General features: G+C 67.8%; 10 protein-coding genes and 2 pseudogenes. 4 read left to right on the top strand and 8 right to left on the bottom strand.

Annotated elements, in window-relative coordinates; all coding sequences use genetic code 11:
• Window positions 1–211 precede the first annotated feature (211 nt).
• The 6 genes and pseudogenes from ACN469_RS20170 to ACN469_RS20145 all read right to left on the bottom strand — a co-directional run.
• Window positions 212–256, bottom strand: a pseudogene (locus tag ACN469_RS20170) (hypothetical protein); the annotation flags it as partial.
• A 65-nt stretch (window positions 257–321) separates the two neighbouring features.
• Window positions 322–1,083, bottom strand: a pseudogene (tnpC, locus tag ACN469_RS20165) (IS66 family transposase); the annotation flags it as partial.
• A gap of 302 nt (window positions 1,084–1,385) precedes the next feature.
• Window positions 1,386–4,301 carry a cell wall anchor protein gene (locus ACN469_RS20160; protein WP_498770286.1) on the bottom strand — a complete coding sequence of 972 codons (2,916 nt, stop codon included), beginning with the start codon at window positions 4,299–4,301 and terminating at the stop codon, window positions 1,386–1,388.
• Window positions 4,302–4,798: 497 nt separating this feature from the next.
• The gene (locus tag ACN469_RS20155; protein ID WP_498770284.1) at window positions 4,799–5,674 is read right to left on the bottom strand and encodes a sigma-70 family RNA polymerase sigma factor; all 876 of its coding nucleotides are present in this window, start codon (window positions 5,672–5,674) and stop codon (window positions 4,799–4,801) included.
• On the bottom strand, window positions 5,661–6,122 hold the full coding sequence (locus ACN469_RS20150; protein ID WP_498770282.1) for a carboxymuconolactone decarboxylase family protein: 462 nt from the start codon (window positions 6,120–6,122) through the stop codon (window positions 5,661–5,663). The genes ACN469_RS20155 and ACN469_RS20150 overlap by 14 nt, the downstream gene beginning before the upstream one ends.
• 346 nt (window positions 6,123–6,468) lie before the next feature.
• Window positions 6,469–7,740 (bottom strand): sigma 54-interacting transcriptional regulator, encoded by a 1,272-nt coding sequence (locus ACN469_RS20145; protein ID WP_498770280.1) that lies wholly within the window; start codon window positions 7,738–7,740, stop codon window positions 6,469–6,471.
• A 358-nt stretch (window positions 7,741–8,098) separates the two neighbouring features.
• Between ACN469_RS20145 and ACN469_RS20140 the strand changes: the two genes are divergently transcribed.
• On the top strand, window positions 8,099–9,370 hold the full coding sequence (locus ACN469_RS20140) for an ADYC domain-containing protein (protein ID WP_498770278.1): 1,272 nt from the start codon (window positions 8,099–8,101) through the stop codon (window positions 9,368–9,370).
• On the opposite strand, the gene ACN469_RS20135 is transcribed toward ACN469_RS20140, so the two are convergent.
• Entirely contained in the window at window positions 9,351–12,581 is a 3,231-nt protein-coding gene (locus ACN469_RS20135) for a protein kinase domain-containing protein (RefSeq protein ID WP_498770276.1), read from the bottom strand. The two genes, ACN469_RS20140 and ACN469_RS20135, sit on opposite strands and share 20 nt — an antisense overlap.
• A 328-nt stretch (window positions 12,582–12,909) precedes the next feature.
• Between ACN469_RS20135 and ACN469_RS20130 the strand changes: the two genes are divergently transcribed.
• Window positions 12,910–13,362: a hypothetical protein gene (locus tag ACN469_RS20130; protein ID WP_163866731.1), complete on the top strand. Its 453-nt coding sequence runs from the start codon at window positions 12,910–12,912 to the stop codon at window positions 13,360–13,362.
• Between the two features lie 64 nt (window positions 13,363–13,426).
• Complete coding sequence (locus ACN469_RS20125; protein ID WP_498770274.1) at window positions 13,427–14,116, top strand: hypothetical protein; 690 nt, start codon at window positions 13,427–13,429, stop codon at window positions 14,114–14,116.
• Between the two features lie 483 nt (window positions 14,117–14,599).
• Here the strand turns inward: ACN469_RS20125 and ACN469_RS20120 are convergent, their stop codons facing one another.
• A complete protein-coding gene (locus ACN469_RS20120; protein ID WP_498770272.1) occupies window positions 14,600–15,373 on the bottom strand; it encodes a M12 family metallopeptidase in 774 nt (257 codons plus the stop codon).
• A 318-nt stretch (window positions 15,374–15,691) separates the two neighbouring features.
• On the opposite strand from ACN469_RS20120, the gene ACN469_RS20115 reads away from it, so the two are divergent.
• Window positions 15,692–16,900 carry a hypothetical protein gene (locus tag ACN469_RS20115; protein WP_498770270.1) on the top strand — a complete coding sequence of 403 codons (1,209 nt, stop codon included), beginning with the start codon at window positions 15,692–15,694 and terminating at the stop codon, window positions 16,898–16,900.

Genomic DNA, 16,900 nt, shown 5'->3' with positions numbered 1-16,900 from the left:
CGCCACGCGCGAGCAGACCTTGCATCGCCGGCCCCCGCACGAACCCCTCCACGAGTTGGACCCCCTCGGCTTGGAACGGCCGTAGGTCCTGGCAGGGAACGAAGAGCGAGTCCCCCATGCGCACCACACGCCTCGCCTCATGGACCGTCCCCTTGGGAGAAGCCTCACCGTCCACGAACGTGCCATTCTGACTGCCCAGGTCGGTGACCCAGAAGCTCCGCCCATCGAAGCGGACCTGGGCATGACGCCGCGACATCTTCGCGTCCTGGAGTCTTGGGCGGCATGCTCGACGCGGTACAACGCGAGGATGAAGTCGAGCGCCGTCTTGGACTCGGGCGCGGTGGTGAGCGCGTCGAAGAATTTGCGGCGCACGTGGGCCCAGCACCCCACGCGCACGCGCCCCTCTGGCAAAGTCACTCGGTTGTAGCCGGTGTAGCCATCCACCAGCAGGAAGCCCTGGGTGCCCCCGAGCACTTCCAGAGGCGTCACGCCGGAGCGACTGGCGCTGTGGACGTAGGCGACGAGCTCATCGGTGCGGAATGTCCAGACGTAGGCCCGGCGCGTCTTGCCTTCATCCAGTACGCGTTGGGGTGTCTCGTCGGCGTGCACCAGGCGGGCCTCTCTCACCAGGGCCAAGAGGCGCTCGGAGAGCGGCGAGGTGGCCCGGCCCACCTCGTGGAAGACATCGCAGAGCGTGGTGCGCGCCACGGGCATGCCCGCGCGGGCCAGGGTCTTGGCCTGGCGATACAGCGGAATCGAGTCGCAGCACTTCGCCGTCACCACGTGCGCCAGGAAGCCCGGGCCGTACTGGCCTTGCTCAATGGCCTTTGGCGCGGGGGCGGTGACGATGCCCGCGCCGCAGGGGCAGACGAGCGTCTCCTGAAGATGGACCTGCCGCTCCACGTGCGCGGGCACATACTCGATGAGGTCTGTTCGCTTGCCAGGGCCCAGCGGCTTCAACGCCGTGCCACCGCAGGACGGACACCTCCACAGCCTGTACTGGAAGGCGCTGAGCGAGACCTCTTGCCTGTCCGCGAACTGCTGCTGCGTCAGCCCGCTCGCCTTGAACTCTTCCACAAACTGCTTCCACTCATCCGGATTGGGTCATCGCGGCAGGTCCACCCACGTTCAGGACGTCGGCCGTCGGTCGCTTACGTCTGACGCGGAGACCTCCGTGCCGCACGTCGCTTCCGAGGAGAGGCATCAGGCCCGGCGATGCGCGCGGGGACCGGTGCTCATGCTCCGGTCCGCGGGTGTGCCTGGGCTTCAGGCGGGACGCCGTGTGAACGGCGGCGCCGAGCGCGAGCTCCCAGCTCGGAACAGCAAGGCCGGCCATGGGGACGTGCCCCACGACCGGCCTTGCTCCTCGGCGTGTCGACGCGGTCCTACCGCAGGGGCACGCGCTTGAGCCTGAAGGGCGAGGGGCTCTCGCTCATCGTGAAGTAGCTCGCGCCGTTGGCCTCGTACTCGATCGCCTCACCCTGGCCCTCGGTGGTGTCGGTCAGCGTGACGGGCGTCGCGAAGACGGCCGACTCGAAGCCAAGTCCCGGCGTCGCACGGAACTCGTAGACAGTGCGGTAGGTGCGAAGGAGGAAGCGATCCGCGCATGGGTGGATCGCCGCCGCGGTCGCGGACGAGAAGTTGGCGTCTCCGTTCAGCGGCAGCTGGATCGTGTGGACGTGGATCAGCGTGGCCTGCACGCCCGGCGTCAGCGGCTGGGGGAACTTGTACACGCCGCTCTTCCCCGTGCCCCCGTCCTTGGTGACGACGTAGATGTCCCCGGTGGTGGGGTGCACCATCAGCGACTCCGCGTCCTTCGAGCCGTCCGGATAGACGAACGGGAAGGCCTCGGCGACGAGCCCCCCCGAGGTCTGGCCGTTGGCGAGATCCGGCTCGGGCACGCGGTAGATCGTGAACGACGTGGGGCTGCCACCCGGAGGGAAGTTGGCGCTCCACTTCCCGATGTCACCAATGAAGATGCACGAGCCGCTCGGGCAGGGCCCGGTCGCGAGGTCCTCCCAGTCGGCCGGCGTCACGTTGGTCACGTTGAACGTGCCGATCGTGCTCGCGTTGAGCGTGTTGATCGCGACGATCGCGGTGGTGTCTTCGTTGTGCACGTAGAGCGCGTTGCCGACCACGCGGCTCGCGGCCAAGCCCGAGGGCTCCACGATTTCCGTCGCGGTCACGGTGCCCTGGAGCGTGAAGGTGCTCGCGTACGTGTCGCCGACCATGCAGCTGGGGGCGTTGGCGGCGCGCAGGACGATCACGTGCGCGGTGTTGGTCTGCACGAACGCGGAGCTGCCGGAGAGGCCCGTCTGGAGGCCCGGCGCGGTGAGCGACCGGTAGGCCGCATTGAAGAGCAGTCCATTGGTGTGACCCAGGCACGCGTCGAAGGCCTCGGTGAAGCCGAGCGGCGGCTCGATGCCGGTGGCAGGGCAGGTGGCGTCCGGCCAGACCTGTGAGCCGTACCAGACGGCGAGTCCACCCGCGCTGCCGGTCACCACGTCGGGCACGGTGAACGACGCGGAGTCGCCGTTCTTCTGGCCTGCGTGCACGTCGATTGGCTGGATCGGATCGACGCCGCTGAAGGCCTCCACGCTCCCCGCCATGTGGGTGGTCGCGTCCAGTCCGAACGTGTAGCTGGCAGGCTCGGAGGCGCCCGCGACGCGGTAGAAGATCCAGGTGCGGATGGCAAAGGCGCTCTGCTCCGAGCGCAGGAACGTCCAGCCGGCGGGCGGCGTGACGGTCGCGGAGATGTTGTTGCGCACGGTCACCCGCGCGATGAGCGCGTCGTTGGCCGCGGTCCCCGACGGCTTGGGGATCGACAGCGAGGCGAGCGACAGGCCGCTGTGACGCGAGCTCCCACGCAACGCGATCCCCGAGGACGGCGCGACCTCGGCGCGGCGAAGGGCGACGACCTGCGCGACGTTGGTCTCGGCGAACGTCGAGCTCCCGTTGAACGGTCCCTGGAGGCCGGCGCCGGCGAGGGGCATGAAGGCGGCGTTGAAGACGAGGCCCTGGGACGAGGACACCAGGCAGGTGTCGTAGGTCTCGGCGAAGCCCAGGGGGGGCTCGATCGCCGGGGTCGGACACGCGGCGCCGGTCCACGTCTGCGCGCCGAACCAGACGGCGGCCCCGCCCGCGGTCGAGGTGCTCAGCTGCGGCGTCGTGAAGGCCGTCGAACCGCTGTTGCTCTTGCCGGCGTGCGTGTCGATCGGGTTGGCCGGATTGACGCCGGCATACGCCACGAGGTTGCCGACGAGGTAGCTCGCGATGGAGCTCTGGAACGTGTGGCTCGCGGGCTCGCTGGCGGTGGCGACGCGGACGAAGACCCAGCCGCGGATGCTCCAGGTGCTCATGTCGGTGCGCACCAGCGTCCAACCCGCGGGCGGGGTGAGCTCGGCGCCGATCTGGTTCCGGTTCGCAAGGTGCGCCAGCAGCACGTTACCGGCGGCGACGCCCGGAGGGGTCGAGAGGGTCAGGCTGGTGACCGTCTTGCCGCTCGCGTGCGTGGTGCCGACGAGGGTGATCTCCCCGGTGGACGGCGGCTGGAGGGGACGCAGCACCACCGCGTACGTGATGTTGGTGTTGGGGAGCGTGGAGCTGCCGGTGAAGGCGGGCTGGGGACCTGCGGCCCCGAGCTCCGAGGTGGCGGCGCTGTGCAGCACGCCGCGCGACGACGAGACGAGGCAGGTGTCGAGCTGCTCGGTGAAGCCCGTCGGAGGGGTGTGGACCGCGGGGCACGCGGCGCCTCCCCAGACCTGGGCCGAGAACCACACCGCGAGGCCGTTCGCGGACGACGTGGTGGCGACGGGCAGCGCGAGGCTCGCGCTGTTGCCATTCTTCTGGCCCACGTGCACGTCGATCGGCTGGAGCGGATCCGCGCCCGACACCGCGACCAGGGTGGCCGCCATGGAGCTGGCGAGGTCGAGGGTGAAGGTGTGACTGCTCGGCTCGGCCGCGCTGGCTACGCGCAGGAAGAGCCAGGACTTGATGGCCGAGGCGCTCTGCTCGGAGCGCAGCAGCGTCCAGCCAGCGGGTGGGGTGGCGACGGCGGTGACGGCCTCGCGATTGCTCAGCTGCACCACCAGCACATCTCCGGCGGCGGTACCGACGGGGGTGGGGATAGAGAGGGTGGTGGTGGCCAGGCCGCTCGCGCTGGTGGTTCCTCGCACGGAGAGCGTGGAGAGGTCCTGGGCCGTCGTCGCATCCTGTACGTCGTCGGGCGGCGCGAGCTCAGTCGTTCCACAGGCGGCCATCAGTAGGGCGGCCGCGAGCCACAGACTTCGGAATGGGGTCATGGGGTTTCGATCGAGGTGTCGACTCACCGGACTGGAGGTCCGGGAATCGGCCATGTGAAGGACCCCGAAGTGCGAAGCGCAATCGACTGTGATGATACTAAAAAGCTGCCGTGAAACAGTTGAGAACGTCGGGTGTCATCGAAAGAAGGTGGCAATCCTGTCCATGCGGTCACGCGGAGTTCTTGGAGAACGCGAAGCCCAAAGATATCAGCGCACTGTGCAAGGGCGCGAAGGGCGGTCGGCACCCCGAGGGGTGGGCCTCCAGGCAAGCCTCGTGAACGTGGCTGTGACAGGCTCGTGACGTCAGCAGAACGGGTGTGGTTACCGGATATTCGGGTCCGGTAAGAAGCGTGCGTCATGGAAGGGGCGAAGGAGGGTGAGCGTGCGCAGGCGCCTCTGTGTGGCCATGCAGCTCGTGACGAGGGGCGGCAGAGGTCTGGCTTGCCAGCTACGGCCGGCAAGAATGGCGCAGGGGCGGTGGTGCGTGCCGACGCCTCCTACGACGCGCCCTCCATCGCGCGACGGATGCCCTTCAGCTTGTCGGGGTTGCGCGTGACGTAGATGGCGACGATTCGGCCGTCCTCGATGGCGAAAGCCGTGGTCTGCAGCATTCCCTCCGGATCCATCGTGACGTACGCGGGCAGGCCGTCGATGGTGCCTTCGTGCACGAGCTGCGCCGAGCCGACGGCTGGAATGCGCCACACCCCTTCGAAGAAGCGCACCAGCTTCTCTCGCCCGTAGATGGGATTGGGGACCGCCTTCGCCTTGCCTCCGCCATCGGCGTACAAAATGGCGTCCTGGGCCAGGAGTGCCTGGAGCGCCTGCGTGTCACCGCTCCGCGACGCGGCATGGAACGCCGAGGCCAACTCGTGGCCCTTCTCTTCCGTCACGGGGAAGCGGGGCCGGGCCTCCTGCACGTGGGCTCGTGCCCGACTGGCGAGCTGGCGGCAGGCCGCAGGGGCCCGGTCGATAGCCTTCGCCACGGCATCGAAGTCCTTGCCGAACACGTCGTGCAGGAGGAACGCGGCCCGCTCCAGCGGAGACAGGCGCTCCAGGGCCATCATCAGGGTCAGCGTCAAGTCGTCGCCCTCCACTGTCTCGATGATGGGCTCTGGGAGCCAGGTGCCCACGTACTCCTCACGGCGGACGCGCGCGGACTTGAGGACGTCCAGGCACAGGCGCGTCACCGTGCGGACGAGTACGGCCTCGGCGTCCCGCACGGCGTCGCGGTCCGTCTGGTGCCAACGGAGGTACGCCTCCTGCACCACGTCCTCCGCCTCCGCGACGATGCCCAGCATCCGGTACGCGATGCGGAGCAGGCGGGGGCGGAGCGGGTCGAAGACGTCCGCGGGATTTGAACTAGGCGGCTTCACTGCGAGGGTTCACCGGGTGCACGGCTCGGAAGCCGAGGACAAGTCGATTCGCGGTGTTGATGACACCAATCATGAGGGATAGCTTCACGATCTCCTCTTCGGTGAAGTGCGGTTTGAGCGCAGCATAATCCTCATCCGGGGCATGGGTTGTGGCGATGAGCGTCAGGGCCTCGGTCCAGCCCAGGGCAGCGCGCTCGCGCTCGGTGTACAGCGGGGACTCACGCCACCCGTCCAGAAGGTAGATGCGCTCCTCGGTTTCTCCATGGGCGCGGGCGTCGCGGGTGTGCAGGTGGATGCAGAAGGCGCAGCCATTGATTTGGGATGAACGGATCTTGACGAGTTCGCAGAGGCTTGGCTCCAGTCCGAGCGCCTCCACCTTCTTGCTGAAATCCAGCATGAGGTTGAGGGCTTCAGGCGCGACCGCGAAGGCATTCATCCTGGGCTTCATGTGTAGGTCCTCGTTCTGGGGGGCAAAGCGCCCTTCCATCCCCAGGACGACGCAGCCGATGCCGCGTGTGACATGGCCATCATAAATGCCAGAAAGAACCCAGGATGCGCCCTGGACATCGTGAACGACGTACGAAGGGGGTCGAGCGGCTTGTCGCGGACGGTGAGCGTCAAGGTAGCTGTCGCGTGAGCGGATTCAGCCGATGCGCTTCAGCTCCTGCACGGCCGGGGTGAGGGTGGGAGAGGGGCCGAGACGAACGGGGCCTGCTGGCGTCCAGTTGCGTGTGTCGCGGCCCCAGCGCCCCTCCGTCGATAGAGCCTTCGAGGTGGGCGGCCGTCTCCCTGACTCACTCCTGTTCGTCCGCATCGGGAGGGGTGAGTGCGTGGCGCTCGAGCAGCCTCCGGAGCTGCGTGCGATGGATGCCGAGCGCTCGCGCCGTGGCGGTCACGTTGCCTCCGTTCTGGAGCAGGGCCTGCTCGATGCGGGCACGCTCGTCGGGAGGCAAGGGCTTCGCCTTCGATGGCGCCCGCTGCCGAGGAGGTTCTCGCTGCGCTTCGGGAGCCCGTGACAAGGCCGGCCCGAAGCTCGCTCCGGCGCCAGGACCGAGATGACGTGCCTCGACACGAGACGCGCCTTGCATGAGCGCGGCTTGTACCGCGCCGCGCAGCTCGACCAGCAACTCGCGGACGTTGCCGGGCCAGGGCCTCCGCAGACACTCCTCGACCAGCGAGACGTGCAGGCCCATCCCGGGCGAGATCCGCTGGAGTTCCTGCTCGAGCAGCAGGGGAATCTCCTCGGGGCGCTGGCGCAACGGCGGCAGCGTGACCTCCGGTCGGCCGATGCGGAAGTACAGGTCCTCGCGCAACTGCCCGTTGGCCACCAGGGTGCGCAGGTCCTTGTTGCTGGCGCAGCAGATTCGCAAGTCTATCGGCTGTGCCTTCCAAGCCCCCAACGGGAGCACCTCCCTGCTCTCGAGTACCCGCAGGAGCTTGGCCTGGACAGACAGGTCCAGTTCCACGACCTCGTCGAGGAACAAGGTGCCTCCATCCGCGGACTGGAGGTAACCCGGGGCGTCCACGTCGGCCCCTGAGTACGCTCCCCGCCGAGCGCCGAACAGCAGTCGCTCCGCGATGCTCAGGGGAATGGCCGCGCAGTTGACGGCGATGAAAGGGCCACTTCGCCGGTGAGAGTGGAAGTGGAAGGTGCGCGCCACGCCTTCCTTGCCAGTACCGCTCTCCCCATGGATGTGCAGCGAAAAGCCAAGACTGGCCGCCCGGGAGACCTCCGCGAGCAGACCTTGCATCGCCGGCCCCCGCACGAACCCCTCCACGATTTGGACCCCCTCGGCTTGGAACGGCCGTAGGTCCTGGCAGGGAACGAAGAGCGAGTCCCCCATGCGCACCACACGCCTCGCCTCATGGACCGTCCCCTTGGGAAAAGCCTCACCGTCCACGAACGTGCCATTCTGACTGCCCAGGTCGGTGACCCAGAAGCTCCGCCCATCGAAGCGGACCTGGGCATGACGCCGCGACATCTTCGCGTCCTGGACCTCACCCAGCGCGGCGGCGCCTCGCCCCAACTCCAGGACCTCCCCACTCGAGGGCATCGCCACGGCCATTGCCCGGCCTCCTCCGAAGAGGCGCAGCAGCCCTGGGACACGAGCCGCATCGCTCGCATGAGCGCCAGCGACATCCCTGCTGGAGCGCACCGTCGACCGTTCCAGTTCCCGTTCCATGGTTGCCATCATACGCTTGTGCCATGGGCACACGTCAGGCGGTGCCTCTTCCTGTGCCACCGACCCTCGCTCCACCACTGCGGGCCCGCGTCGCTTCGCAAGTCATCGAGACTCCTCGCGGCGCGGGGAACCCTGTTCACGCGGCCCGCTCTGGCACGACGTTCGCTATACAAGCCCCACGATGAATGGACTGGCAATGACAACGAAGCAGTGCCTCCGCCCTCCCGGACTCGGCTCGCGAGTGAGCGCAAGGCTCCAGTACGTGGTGATGCTGTTCCTGGCCATGGGGGTCAGCGGGTGCTGTGTATTGTTCCCCGGGAGCAAGTCCTGCGTGAGGCCCACGCCCCCCGGAGAGCCCGACCTCAACGAGAGCCTGCCCGTCCAGGACTGCCGCTCGGAGACCTGTGTCCTCCCCCCAGAAGCCATACCCCTGTCGCCATGGGAATGTCCGACCGGGCAACCCAGCTGCCGACCTCCGGAGACGAACGGGCTGGGCATCTTCGTCGTCGAGGGCGGCACCTACTGCTTCCAGGTGGATGGGAGACCCCGCTTCTGTCCCGAAGCCTTCGCGAACATCCCGGCCTCGGCCAGCGCACGCCGCCCCTCTGTCCGCTTGATGGGCCGAGTCCCCAGCACGCCCGGGGACCTGCTCGGCGGATACACCGTGACGGGAGTGCTACACAAGAAGTCCGGCCCAGGCGAGCCCGTCAGGATTCACAGCATCCAGGCGGAGGGCACCTGGTTCACCGTGAACTACTGTCCCATGTCCAGCGCCTGCGACACCGCGACCCAGGTTCTTCAACTTCGAGACGAGAACCTCCACCTGCTGAGACTCCGGGTTTCGCTCCCTGCCGATGACGGCGGGCCCGAAAGAGCGGCGACCTTCGAGGTGATGGTGACGCCCCGCCTCGGGGCTTCGACCCGGGTCCGCGGCTATGACGTCCTCTACCGGGAGGCCACGGGTCCTTGGGTGCATCACTGCGACCCGAGGGGCGTCATCGCCTCCGACAGGGACGCAACCTCCTTCCTGCCAAGGCTGCGCATCAACAGCGTGAACGCAGCCGTCGAGCCCGTCCCGACGTGGACCACCATCGGCTGTGAGTCGGGGGCCATCGTCACCTGCCTCGACTGGGGCTACGTCCCCTGGAACCCCGACACAGGCGTCTACGACACGCTCCGCGGCCATCTCTTCGGCTCGTGCCTGCAGGCCAAGCGCGCCGCGTATTTCGTCGGCCGCGGAGACCTCAAGAGCTACACCCGGAATGGCACGCGCATCGACAAGCGCGACCAGTTCGGACTGGGGAGGAACGCGAACAACGAGGTCGAAGAGCTCCGGACGCTGGAGGCCCTCTGGAGTCCCCAAGGCGCGGTCTGCCTCAACCCCGAGAACCGCCGGGTCCCCGAGATTGCCCCGCCCGCCGGCATGCTCGGTGTGCCGCCTTGCGCCAGGCCGCCCACATGGACACCGACGGGAAAACTCGCCACGGGCACGTTCACCCCGGCGCCGGACTGAGCCCCGCCTCGCGGAGCGCCTCCGCGTACTCCCGCCGCAGCAGTGGATTGAAGACGAGGGCCTTCACCAGTGACTCGCGGGCCTGACGCAGATGCTCGGCGCGCGCCGCCTCCGCGCGTGCCAGCCGTGCCTGGAGCAACAGCAACCCTCCACGGACGGCATGAGCCGAAGCCAGCTTCGGGTCCAGCGTGAGCGCCCGGTCCACTTGCGCGAGGCCCTCGGAGATGAAGCCAGGGGCCTCGCGGGGAGACACAGCTTCCGCCAGACGCAGGCAGGCCCTCGCCAGCTCCTGGTGGGATTCGTTGTAGGGCTGTATCTCCACCGCTCTCCTCGCTTCTGCGCGCGCGAGCTGGAGGAGTCGGAGTCCGGAGCCGCCGTTGCGTCGTACCCAGGTGGCCTCCACGAGCGCCAGCCGCGCGCTCAGGACCTGACAGTCGGCGCAGCTCGCATCCCCTAGCGTCGCGTCCCGCAGGGCATGTCGGCCCGCCTCGAGCGCGACATCGGGGGCGCGACCTTCCACCACGGCCTGGGTCGCCGCGAACAAGTGCCCCGTCGCGAGGAAGAAGTGGGTCCGCGCGAAGGTCGGATTGATGCCGAGCGAGCGCTCGAACCAGCGAGCGGCACGCGCCAACGGAGCCCGTGCATCCGCCGCCGAGGCGACGAGGTACTCCACGCGAAGCAGCTCCGAGAGCCCCAGCTTGTTCATCGCGGAGTGGTAGTTGCCGTTGATGGCGAGCACTGCCTCACCCGCCGCGATGGCCTTTCGCACCTCCGGCTCCGGATCAATCCCCCGCGCGAGCCGATGAGCCGCCATCGCGTTGTACAGCTCCGCCAGGTTCGAGTACCCGAACACGTATTTCGGGTCGTACCTCACGGCCAGACGCAGGAGGCGTTCCGCCTCGGCATAGGAGGTGGATGGGTCCTCACCGCGCTCGCGCTGGCGATTGCCTCGCCAACGATGCACCAGCGACAAGTCGTTGAGTCCCCAGGGGTATTGGGGTTGGAGTTCGAGGGCCCGACCCAGTCGGGAGATGGCCTCGCGCCAGGACGGCTCGGGGTCTCCTCCCTCCCAGGACGCCTGGAGCCCCCGGAAGAAATAGCCGACGCCCAGGATGTCGTGTGCCTGGACGTCCAGGGGAGACAACTCCACCGCGCGCGACGCGGTCGCGATGCAGTCGGTGAGGAGTCGTTTCGGGTCCACCTCTTCACCGCCCGGGTTCGCGGCGCGGTACCGATTGAGGAGGATGAAGGCCTTCCGGGTGTAGCCAGCGCCGCGAGACGGCGCGGCCTGGAGACCCTGCTCCGCCGCGGACAGCGCCCTCTCCAGCGAAGCCCCGGGAGACCGCCCCTCGCGCCGGTCCAACTCCGCCTCCTGCAACCCCACCTCCGCCAGCGCCTCGTAGCTCCGGGCGTCACTGCGTCCCAGCTCCACGGCGCGCTCATGGAGGCGGCGGGCCTCGTGGAGGCCCGAGCGGGCCGCGTCGTAGTTGCCCCGCTCCAACTGCTCCATCGCTCGCGCGTGGGCCACGTCGCCCGCGAGCTTCCGGGCCTCGTACAGCCACGGCGCCTGGGTCTCGGCGAGGGCCGCCGCCCGAGCCGCCGCGTCGTAGTCGTGGCGATAGAAGGCAATCAATCCCTCCAGATATTGGGGGGACTCCAGCTCCAGCATCTGGCTGCGTTCGAGCGACTGGAGCGCTGGCCGGAGGTACTGTTCTTCGAGGGCGCGCTGCCGCGCCGCGACCCACGCCGGGTCGCCCCCGTGCCGCGCCGCTTCCATCTCCTGGTGGTAGCGCTCGCCGAGGCCCCTTCCCAGCGCATGATGGAGCTCTGGCGAGTCCAGCCCCAGCTGCCTCGCGCGCGTCAGCGCGGTGTGCGCCTGTTCCAGCTCTTGCATCGCCAGATGGCCACGTCCCAGAGCGTACTGGACGAGCGCATCTCCCGGTGCCCCCAGCGTGTGCCGCCAGGCGGCGATGCGCGCCATGCGCTCACGCACGAGCTGCTGCTCTCGACGGGTGTCATGCAGGGGGGCCGTGTATGCGAATCGCAGGAACCACTCGAGGTCCTTCACCTGCTGGCCAAGCTGCTCGGCCATCCGCGCACGCCCCTCCGATTGCAGTCGAGCCTGTCGCGCGTCCCACCTGGACGTGATGCCCAGGCCCGAGAGCACCAGGATGAGCGAGAGTGACACGGCGGAGCTCGCCACCAGGGTCCGGTGCTTGCGCGCGCGGCGCCATAGCCGGGAGAGCGGCCCCGGGCGCTGCCCGAGGATGGGCTCTCCGTCGATGTAGCGCCCCAGGTCCTCGGCCAGGGCTCGCGCCGAAGGGTAGCGCTGCCCTGGGTCCTTGCTCAGGCACTTGAGGACGATGACCTCCAGGTCGCCGGGCAGGTGAGGCACGAGCGTGCGCACGGGCGGCGCCTCTTCGTGGAGCACCTTGTTGAGGGTGCCGACGAGCGTCTTGTCCGAGAACGGAGGAGCGCCGGTCAGCAGCTCGTGGAGGGTGGCGCCCAGGCAATAGACGTCCGAGCGCCGGTCGACGGCCCGCGTCTCCCCTCGGGCCTGCTCCGGTGACATGTACGCGGGGGTGCCCATCACAGCGCCCGACCGGGTGAGGCCCTGCTCGAGGCTGGGTTCGTGCGCCAGACCGAAGTCCATCACCACCGGGGCGCAGCGCCCGTCCTCCTGCCGTCGCACCAGGATGTTGCCCGGCTTGAGGTCGCGGTGGATGACGCCGAGCCGATGCGCCTCGTGCATCGCGGAGGCGACCTCTCGCATCAGTTGGACCCTCTCCGGGAGCGACAGCCCTGCCGCGGCCTGGTCGAGCCGCTGGCCCTCGATGAGCTGCATCGCGATGTAGTCCCGGCCCTCCGCATGACCGACCTCGTACACCGCGCACACGTTCGGATGGTCGATTCGCGCCTGCATCCGGGCCTCTTGCAGGAAGCGCATCACCCGGTCCGGGTCCGCGCCTCGCACGAACTTCAGCGCGACGGTGCGGCTCAGCCGCCTGTCCCAGGCCCTGTGGACCTCTCCCATGCCGCCGTGGCCGAGCAGCTCCAGCAACGTGTAGTGCCCCACGGAAGCGTTTCCGTGGAGCTGGCCCGAACCCGCTCCGGGCGAGCCGTCCGGCACGAGGCTGGCCCCCACGGTGAGCTGTGCCACCTCCGGAGTGACGTCCCGGTCATCGTCCACGGCTTCCCCCCATCCCGTCATGGTAGCCCATGATGGTCTACCCAGACACCCGGCCCCCGGCCATCCGACACAGCGAAACGGTGTGCCTGGCACCGCGCGGCGCTGTGCCCGTGGCGTGCCTTCCTGGGCCTCGGTCAGGTGCGCTCCGAGGCAGATGCGTCCGAGGAACGCGGCGACTGGAGCGGCATGTGAGCTGCAAAGCCATGCATCCGACGAGGACGTATGGAGAGGCCTTCACGGCCGAAGCACCGACTCCACACCTCCACGCTCATGCCGCCGAGCCGAGGGGCCGGCTCCGGCAAACACTCTCACACGCCTCGAAGCACCTTCACTCCAAGGAGTCGAACCGATGGCCCATTACAAGAGGATCCTCATTGCTTCAGCGGTGGTGCTCGGCAGCGTGGCGGGGACCGCCAGCGCCCGCACCGTCTCCGGGTGGCACGGCAAGCCCCAGCTCCAAGCGGATGGCGCCTGCCTGGGCGAGTCGTGGACCACGCAGACGAACAACTGCCCCAGGACGGTCGGGCTGTTCTACCCGCTCCAGGTCGACGACTCCGGTAACTACCGGGTCACCTTCAATGCCTATGGCGCGAGCTCCGCCAACAACGTCGGCTGCCGGTTCTTCGCGCTCAGCCGTGATGCGACGCAGATGTGGTCGGTGCCCGTCACCTACCTCCCGAGCTTCGGCGCCAACGTGAGCGTCGCGCTCGGCCCGGTGTACGTGCCTGTCGGCGGCACCCTGAACCTCGCGTGCGACCTCAACCCGGGCGGACGCGTGAACAGCGTTTACTGGTACCAGTAGTCCCGTCGAGCCGCCGCTCCCCGGCTTTCGGGGAGCGGCGGCTCCCTCCACCGAGGTCATGACCATGAAGCCCCGACATCTCTTGACGGGAGGCGTCCTCGCCTGCGCCTGCGCCACCGTGCTGTTCTTCCAGCAGCGGCATGACAGGGACGAGCTCCTTCGACGCGCCTCCATGGCGGAGCCGCTCGCGACCGAGAGGCAGGGGCCGGCCTCCGCGCCCGAGCCCACGCCGCCCGCCCGTCTGCGTGAAGCGCGCGTCGAGGCCCCCGTCCGCTCGCCCGTGGCACCCGAGCCCGTTGCCTCGACACCCGAGCCCGCCGCCGCGACACCCAAGGCTGGGGGGACGCCCGCCCCTTCGTCCGCCTCCACGGAGCAGGTGAGACAGCGCCTCGAGGCCTACTTCGGAGACGAGCCTTTCGACACCGCGTGGGCGCGGAGCGCCGAGCGGCAAGCCAAGGACGGCGTGAGGGCCGCGCTGCCAGACCCCTCGCAGCTCAGGTCCATCGAGTGCCGGGCCAGCCTGTGCCGCATCGAGACGGAACATGGGGACAACGAGCAATCCTTCAACTTCGTGCGCACGGCCTTCATGGCTCCGGAGCGGCAGGTGTGGAACGCGGCGTTCGTGACGGTGCGCGGTGTGGATTCGACCGACAACAAGGTCGTCACCATCACGTACCTGGCGCGAGAGGGAGTGGAACTCCCCATGGAGAGGCTGCTCTCCCCAGGGGGCGATGACGCGCGGGCCCTCCAGTAGTCACCACGAACCAACGTCAAGGCGCTGTGCGCCCGCCGAGCTCAGGGAAGCGCTCATAGGCCCGCGGGAGTGCGTCCTGGGGGGAGCCCAGTTCCGTGGCTCTCCCGCACTTCGTATGGCTCCCCTCTGGGGATTAGGCAGACGCGGCAAGCTGCCAGCGGGGCGAATACATCCTGGGAATGGAAACGCTGTACCCACTTCCTGGGTGTCGGGTGGACCGGGTGGCCCACGATAGCGCGGAGGGTGACCAGTACCGCGGTACATGGCAGCTAGGTCCGACGCCCGGCGGACCTGCCCGCCGCAGGACGCGTCGTGCGACTCGAGTTGCGTGTGCGGCGCTTCTGCTGCCGACACCCGGACTGCTCCCGCCGGGTCAGGTCGCGGCCGTCGGCCTGCACTGACAGGACTGCGCGCCCCTTGATGTCAGGCGAGCAGTCCTGTCTTTGCTTGATACCTCACGCCCCCAAACAGCGGGCCACCTTGTCAGTTCCAGCAGGCGTTGTAGCAAGCTGTGTACTGCCCATAACAGTCCTCGCAGCACTCACCAGAGCAGACGTCATATTGCGCCCTGCACGTCTCCTCGCACGTGACAGCGTAGACCTGGTTCACGCCCGTGATGTCGGTGTCACTCAACTGGCCATTCCCATTCCAGTTTGGGTTGCAGTAGTTCATCACCGACTGGAGGTCCCATGCGCCAATCATCAGGTCGCCATTCGAACCCTGGGCTGGCTCGGTGCAATTGGACGGCCGGTCTGGGCGGCTCTGCTCGTGCGCGAAACCGAGCGCATGCCCGAACTCGTGCACCGCGATGGCCCGGATGCAGAATTCCCGCTGGAACTGGCAGCTCGGGCCCCAATTCACGAAGGAGAAGTTGAGGACCATCCCATTGCTCACGCCATTGAGTCGCTTTCCCAGAAACTTCACGTGAGGCCCTTCATCCGAAATCCGGATGCGTACTCCGTGAGATCCCGAGAGACATGGCTCCCAGCCATAGAAGCCGACCCTGGAGACTGTTGCCCACGTATTTTCTACCGCGGATCTGACCCACGCCCGCTCGGTGGCATTCGCCGCCGTTGCGTTTTCCCAGCACACACCGATGGTCGTTTCGGGCCAGATCGTACTGCTGGCGACATACAGGTCGCTCGAGTGAGCTGAAAGAGACTCACCACCCTCTTCCGGTGTCAGAGTCTGCGCGTCCTTGCCACAGCCCGCCAGCACTCCGAAGACCACCACGCCCAAAATGATTGCCACTCGCATGCGTCACTCCTCCCGACAAGCCGTCACCCACGACAGCGTGGGCCCGCCATGTCAGAAGTAGATGCCGAGCGCAATGCGCAACAACGCAACACATGAGGGCCATTGCGTTCAGCCCATGCCCACGTCGTCCAGTTCGGTCCCCGCAGCTGGCGCACCAAGGGCGCCATGGAGTTGCGGAGCTCTTAGTCAGAAATCATGAAATACGCAGAAATAGCGGTAAACTGGTAAAGCTTCGGCATTGGCGGCTTGAACAACGTGCTCGACTATTAAGGATGCGATTGGCGTGACGCCAATCCTTTGCGGACAAGAAAGAATCTTATGTCTAGGCTTCACAAGGCTCTGCTGACAGCTTCCGTCGCGCTCCTGGGGTTGAACGGGTGTGGCGGCGCCGACCTCCCGGAAGCGGAGCCGGCCAGCACCCGCCAGGGTGTGGAGTCCGCGACGGCCATCCCCCTCCCAATCCCCGCCTGCTCGCTTCTCCCCGATACGGACCGCGACGGCGTCTGCGACACGGTGGAGTTGTTGCTGGGCACCAATCCCAACAACCCCGACACGGACGGAGACCGACTCAACGACTACGCGGAGTCGTTCGGCTTCGGCGGCGGCCTGGACCTGACGGCCCTCGGCGCGAACGCGCGCAGGAAGGACATCTTCGTCGAGGCGGACTACTACCCCAACCAAAGGCCCACCCAGGCCATGCTGAACCGGGTCATCACCGCCTTCGCCAACGCGCCGGTGACGAACCCGGATGGCTCCACGGGCATCACCCTGCACATCGTGGTGGACCAGCAGATCGCCGCCGCGGACGCGGACCAGGACCTCAACCCCGTCTGGACGGACTTCGACGTCATCAAGGGAAAGTACTTCGCCGCGCTCCGCGCGCCCTACTTCCACTACATGGTGTTCGCGAAACAATACGACGGGGGCTTCTCCAGTGGTAACTCTCGCGGCATTCCCGCGCATGACTTCGTGGTGACGGTGGCCTCTTTCAATGGCACCGAGCTGCAGCTGGCCGGCACCCTCATGCACGAGCTGGGGCACAACATCGGCCTGCGCCACGGCGGGAACGATGACAGCCACTACAAGCCCAACTACCTGAGCGTCATGAACTACGAGTACCAGTTCTATGCGCGCGTGAAGGTGGCCGGCGTCGTCGAGTGGATCGTCAACGAGGCTACCGCCTTGGCGCCCGTCGCCCCTACCACTGAAGAGGACCTGGCCCGCATCAGTGGGCTGCGCGTCAACGGCGTCCAGGTCGTCGGCAACGCGAGCGCCAACCTCGATTTCAATGCCGATGGGATCATCGACCGGGTGAACTACAGCTTGGACTTCGACCGCAACGGCAGCGCCACCAGCTGGCACGCCCCTTCGCAGAACGACTGGACGGCCCTCGTGTTTGACGGCGGCGGCCAGATTGGCTTCGCCACGCCGGGCATCACCCAGAACCTGGGCCGCGAGGAGCTGTACCTCGTCCCCCCCGAGAAGATGGAGCCCTGCCTCACCGTGGACCCGCGCGACGCCCGGTAG

Origin of the sequence: Corallococcus terminator (assembly GCF_049194865.1) — a bacterium.
GTDB classification, from domain to species: Bacteria; Myxococcota; Myxococcia; order Myxococcales; family Myxococcaceae; genus Myxococcus; species Myxococcus terminator_A.
This window is presented reverse-complemented; position numbering and strand designations above follow the sequence as displayed.

Excerpts from the sequence above, each read along its gene's own strand:
- ACN469_RS20160 (WP_498770286.1), bottom strand. The coding sequence starts at position 4,301 with ATGACCCCATTCCGAAGTCTGTGGCTCGCGGCCGCCCTACTGATGGCC.
- ACN469_RS20150 (WP_498770282.1), bottom strand. The coding sequence starts at position 6,122 with ATGAAGCCCAGGATGAATGCCTTCGCGGTCGCGCCTGAAGCCCTCAAC.
- ACN469_RS20145 (WP_498770280.1), bottom strand. The coding sequence starts at position 7,740 with ATGGCCGTGGCGATGCCCTCGAGTGGGGAGGTCCTGGAGTTGGGGCGA.
- ACN469_RS20135 (WP_498770276.1), bottom strand. The coding sequence starts at position 12,581 with ATGACGGGATGGGGGGAAGCCGTGGACGATGACCGGGACGTCACTCCG.
- ACN469_RS20130 (WP_163866731.1), top strand. The coding sequence starts at position 12,910 with ATGGCCCATTACAAGAGGATCCTCATTGCTTCAGCGGTGGTGCTCGGC.
- ACN469_RS20125 (WP_498770274.1), top strand. The coding sequence starts at position 13,427 with ATGAAGCCCCGACATCTCTTGACGGGAGGCGTCCTCGCCTGCGCCTGC.
- ACN469_RS20120 (WP_498770272.1), bottom strand. The coding sequence starts at position 15,373 with ATGCGAGTGGCAATCATTTTGGGCGTGGTGGTCTTCGGAGTGCTGGCG.
- ACN469_RS20115 (WP_498770270.1), top strand. The coding sequence starts at position 15,692 with ATGTCTAGGCTTCACAAGGCTCTGCTGACAGCTTCCGTCGCGCTCCTG.